The following is a 5,000-nucleotide window of genomic DNA, read 5'->3' as shown; positions in this document are numbered from 1 at the left end:
TGTCTCCCCGCCCGATAAGGGCGGCGGGTTAGAAGGTCAATACAGCCAGGGTAGTATCCCACCGATGCCTCCACCGAAGCTGGCGCTCCGGTTTCCAAGGCTCCTACCTATCCTGTACAAGCTGTACCAACATTCAATATCAGGCTGCAGTAAAGCTCCACGGGGTCTTTCCGTCCTGTCGCGGGTAACCTGCATCTTCACAGGTACTATAATTTCACCGAGTCTCTCGTTGAGACAGTGCCCAGATCGTTGCGCCTTTCGTGCGGGTCGGAACTTACCCGACAAGGAATTTCGCTACCTTAGGACCGTTATAGTTACGGCCGCCGTTTACTGGGGCTTCAATTCGCACCTTCGCTTACGCTAAGCGCTCCTCTTAACCTTCCAGCACCGGGCAGGCGTCAGCCCCTATACTTCGCCTTACGGCTTCGCAGAGACCTGTGTTTTTGCTAAACAGTCGCCTGGGCCTATTCACTGCGGCTCTCTCGGGCTTGCACCCTAACAGAGCACCCCTTCTCCCGAAGTTACGGGGTCATTTTGCCGAGTTCCTTAACGAGAGTTCTCTCGATCACCTTAGGATTCTCTCCTCGCCTACCTGTGTCGGTTTGCGGTACGGGCACCTCTCACCTCGCTAGAGGCTTTTCTTGGCAGTGTGGAATCAGGAACTTCGCTACTATATTTCGCTCGCCATCACAGCTCAGCCTTATGGGAAACGGATTTGCCTATTTCCCAGCCTAACTGCTTGGACGCGGATATCCAATACCGCGCTTACCCTATCCTCCTGCGTCCCCCCATTGCTCAAATGGTGAGGAGGTGGTACAGGAATATCAACCTGTTGTCCATCGCCTACGCCTTTCGGCCTCGGCTTAGGTCCCGACTAACCCTGAGCGGACGAGCCTTCCTCAGGAAACCTTAGGCATTCGGTGGAGGGGATTCTCACCCCTCTTTCGCTACTCATACCGGCATTCTCACTTCTAAGCGCTCCACCAGTCCTTCCGGTCTGGCTTCACAGCCCTTAGAACGCTCTCCTACCACTGTTCGAAGAACAGTCCGCAGCTTCGGTGATACGTTTAGCCCCGGTACATTTTCGGCGCAGAGTCACTCGACCAGTGAGCTATTACGCACTCTTTAAATGGTGGCTGCTTCTAAGCCAACATCCTGGTTGTCTAAGCAACTCCACATCCTTTTCCACTTAACGTATACTTTGGGACCTTAGCTGGCGGTCTGGGCTGTTTCCCTTTCGACTACGGATCTTATCACTCGCAGTCTGACTCCCAAGGATAAGTCATTGGCATTCGGAGTTTGACTGAATTCGGTAACCCGGTAGGGGCCCCTAGTCCAATCAGTGCTCTACCTCCAAGACTCTTACCTTGAGGCTAGCCCTAAAGCTATTTCGGAGAGAACCAGCTATCTCCAGGTTCGATTGGCATTTCACCCCTACCCACACCTCATCCCCGCACTTTTCAACGTGCGTGGGTTCGGGCCTCCATTCAGTGTTACCTGAACTTCACCCTGGACATGGGTAGATCACCTGGTTTCGGGTCTACGACCACGTACTCATGCGCCCTATTCAGACTCGCTTTCGCTGCGGCTCCGCATCTTCTGCTTAACCTTGCACGGGATCGTAACTCGCCGGTTCATTCTACAAAAGGCACGCCATCACCCGTTAACGGGCTCTGACTACTTGTAGGCACACGGTTTCAGGATCTCTTTCACTCCCCTTCCGGGGTGCTTTTCACCTTTCCCTCACGGTACTGGTTCACTATCGGTCACTAGGGAGTATTTAGCCTTGGGAGATGGTCCTCCCGGATTCCGACGGAATTTCACGTGTTCCGCCGTACTCAGGATCCACTCAGGAGAGAACGAAGTTTTGACTACAGGGCTGTTACCTCCTATGGCGGGCCTTTCCAGACCTCTTCATCTACCTCGTTCCTTTGTAACTCCGTACAGAGTGTCCTACAACCCCAAGAGGCAAGCCTCTTGGTTTGGGCTAATCCCGTTTCGCTCGCCGCTACTCAGGGAATCGCATTTGCTTTCTCTTCCTCCGGGTACTTAGATGTTTCAGTTCCCCGGGTCTGCCTTCTCATATCCTATGAATTCAGATATGGATACCACTCCATTACGAGTGGTGGGTTTCCCCATTCGGAAATCTCCGGATCAAAGCTTGCTTACAGCTCCCCGAAGCATATCGGTGTTCGTCCCGTCCTTCATCGGCTCCTAGTGCCAAGGCATCCACCGTGCGCCCTTTCTAACTTAACCGTTAAAAAGAATCACTATGTGATATCTTGTGTTACTAATTGAATGTGATGTCTACTGTTATCTAGTTTTCAAAGAACACGTTTCGAAGGAATGATCCTTCAAAACTAAACAAGACAGGGAACGTTCTGTTTATAAGACCCAAGGTCTTATATTCCGTATAATATCCTTAGAAAGGAGGTGATCCAGCCGCACCTTCCGATACGGCTACCTTGTTACGACTTCACCCCAATCATCTGTCCCACCTTCGGCGGCTGGCTCCTAAAAGGTTACCTCACCGACTTCGGGTGTTACAAACTCTCGTGGTGTGACGGGCGGTGTGTACAAGGCCCGGGAACGTATTCACCGCGGCATGCTGATCCGCGATTACTAGCGATTCCAGCTTCACGCAGTCGAGTTGCAGACTGCGATCCGAACTGAGAACAGATTTGTGGGATTGGCTTAACCTCGCGGTTTCGCTGCCCTTTGTTCTGTCCATTGTAGCACGTGTGTAGCCCAGGTCATAAGGGGCATGATGATTTGACGTCATCCCCACCTTCCTCCGGTTTGTCACCGGCAGTCACCTTAGAGTGCCCAACTGAATGCTGGCAACTAAGATCAAGGGTTGCGCTCGTTGCGGGACTTAACCCAACATCTCACGACACGAGCTGACGACAACCATGCACCACCTGTCACTCTGCCCCCGAAGGGGACGTCCTATCTCTAGGATTGTCAGAGGATGTCAAGACCTGGTAAGGTTCTTCGCGTTGCTTCGAATTAAACCACATGCTCCACCGCTTGTGCGGGCCCCCGTCAATTCCTTTGAGTTTCAGTCTTGCGACCGTACTCCCCAGGCGGAGTGCTTAATGCGTTAGCTGCAGCACTAAGGGGCGGAAACCCCCTAACACTTAGCACTCATCGTTTACGGCGTGGACTACCAGGGTATCTAATCCTGTTCGCTCCCCACGCTTTCGCTCCTCAGCGTCAGTTACAGACCAGAGAGTCGCCTTCGCCACTGGTGTTCCTCCACATCTCTACGCATTTCACCGCTACACGTGGAATTCCACTCTCCTCTTCTGCACTCAAGTTCCCCAGTTTCCAATGACCCTCCCCGGTTGAGCCGGGGGCTTTCACATCAGACTTAAGAAACCGCCTGCGAGCCCTTTACGCCCAATAATTCCGGACAACGCTTGCCACCTACGTATTACCGCGGCTGCTGGCACGTAGTTAGCCGTGGCTTTCTGGTTAGGTACCGTCAAGGTACCGCCCTATTCGAACGGTACTTGTTCTTCCCTAACAACAGAGCTTTACGATCCGAAAACCTTCATCACTCACGCGGCGTTGCTCCGTCAGACTTTCGTCCATTGCGGAAGATTCCCTACTGCTGCCTCCCGTAGGAGTCTGGGCCGTGTCTCAGTCCCAGTGTGGCCGATCACCCTCTCAGGTCGGCTACGCATCGTTGCCTTGGTGAGCCGTTACCTCACCAACTAGCTAATGCGCCGCGGGTCCATCTGTAAGTGGTAGCCGAAGCCACCTTTTATGTTTGAACCATGCGGTTCAAACAACCATCCGGTATTAGCCCCGGTTTCCCGGAGTTATCCCAGTCTTACAGGCAGGTTACCCACGTGTTACTCACCCGTCCGCCGCTAACATCAGGGAGCAAGCTCCCATCTGTCCGCTCGACTTGCATGTATTAGGCACGCCGCCAGCGTTCGTCCTGAGCCAGGATCAAACTCTCCGATAAAGTAGTTTGACTGACTACGCACATCGCTGTGCGATTTTTAAAAACTGAATTAACAGGTACGTTTTGTCTTGTTTAGTTTTCAAAGATCATTTTGTTTGTCCGCTTTGTTAAAGCAACTTTATTAGTATACAACGTCACTTCTTCAAAGTCAATAACTTTTTTAAAAACTTTTGGTGGAGCCTAGCGGGATCGAACCGCTGACCTCCTGCGTGCAAAGCAGGCGCTCTCCCAGCTGAGCTAAGGCCCCATAAAAAATGGTCGGGAAGACAGGATTCGAACCTGCGACCCCATGGTCCCAAACCATGTGCTCTACCAAGCTGAGCTACTTCCCGATTTCCTATCTATTCTATTAAAAGATATGGCGCGCCCGAGAGGAGTCGAACCCCTAACCTTTTGATCCGTAGTCAAACGCTCTATCCAATTGAGCTACGGGCGCAATTCAATTTACAATATCCCGTTGGGATAAATGGAGCGGAAGACGGGATTCGAACCCGCGACCCCCACCTTGGCAAGGTGGTGTTCTACCACTGAACTACTTCCGCATATCGCAATAAAAAAAGCTTTCTCCTTATGAGAAACCTTGGTAATAATACATTTAAGCTTCCAAGCGGGCTCGAACCGCTGACCTCTTCCTTACCATGGAAGTGCTCTACCTGCTGAGCTATGGAAGCAATGGCTCCGCAGGTAGGATTCGAACCTACGACCGATCGGTTAACAGCCGATAGCTCTACCACTGAGCTACTGCGGAATAATATAAAGCTTCATAAACAAACATGGTAGAATTAATAAATCTGCTTGGCGGCGTCCTACTCTCACAGGGGGAAACCCCCGACTACCATCGGCGCTGAAGAGCTTAACTTCCGTGTTCGGTATGGGAACGGGTGTGACCTCTTCGCTATCGCCACCAAACAAATTGAGAGTGTTCTCTCAAAACTAGATAACAGATGTAACATCATTCAAAAATATGGTTAAGTCCTCGATCGATTAGTATCTGTCAGCTCCATGTGTCGCCACACTTCCACCT

The 5,000-nt window shown here is 51.7% G+C and carries 6 tRNA genes and 4 rRNA genes (2 of these 10 only partly in view); all 10 read right to left on the bottom strand.

What is annotated here, in order from left to right:
• Positions 1-2,256: ribosomal RNA gene (locus tag bslm_RS00985) — 23S ribosomal RNA — on the bottom strand (it extends 672 nt beyond the left edge of the window).
• A gap of 170 nt (positions 2,257-2,426) precedes the next feature.
• Positions 2,427-3,976 (bottom strand): 16S ribosomal RNA (locus bslm_RS00980).
• Between the two features lie 171 nt (positions 3,977-4,147).
• A tRNA-Ala gene (locus tag bslm_RS00975) sits at positions 4,148-4,223 on the bottom strand.
• A gap of 8 nt (positions 4,224-4,231) precedes the next feature.
• Positions 4,232-4,308 (bottom strand) — tRNA-Pro (locus tag bslm_RS00970).
• A gap of 27 nt (positions 4,309-4,335) precedes the next feature.
• Positions 4,336-4,412, bottom strand: a tRNA-Arg gene (locus tag bslm_RS00965).
• Positions 4,413-4,443: 31 nt separating this feature from the next.
• A tRNA-Gly gene (locus bslm_RS00960) sits at positions 4,444-4,518 on the bottom strand.
• A gap of 56 nt (positions 4,519-4,574) precedes the next feature.
• Positions 4,575-4,647, bottom strand: a tRNA-Thr gene (locus tag bslm_RS00955).
• A 2-nt stretch (positions 4,648-4,649) separates the two neighbouring features.
• Positions 4,650-4,724, bottom strand: a tRNA-Asn gene (locus bslm_RS00950).
• A 45-nt stretch (positions 4,725-4,769) separates the two neighbouring features.
• Positions 4,770-4,885 (bottom strand): 5S ribosomal RNA (gene rrf, locus bslm_RS00945).
• Positions 4,886-4,940: 55 nt separating this feature from the next.
• A 23S ribosomal RNA gene (locus bslm_RS00940) occupies positions 4,941-5,000 on the bottom strand; it runs 2,868 nt beyond the window's last position.
• The 16S, 23S and 5S rRNA genes sit together here with 6 tRNA genes alongside, the layout of an rRNA operon.

This window comes from Bacillus sp. LM 4-2, assembly GCF_000978495.1.
Taxonomy (GTDB): domain Bacteria; phylum Bacillota; class Bacilli; order Bacillales; family Bacillaceae; genus Bacillus; species Bacillus subtilis.
The sequence above is the reverse complement of the archived record's forward strand: the minus strand, read 5'-3'. Positions and strand labels throughout refer to the sequence as shown.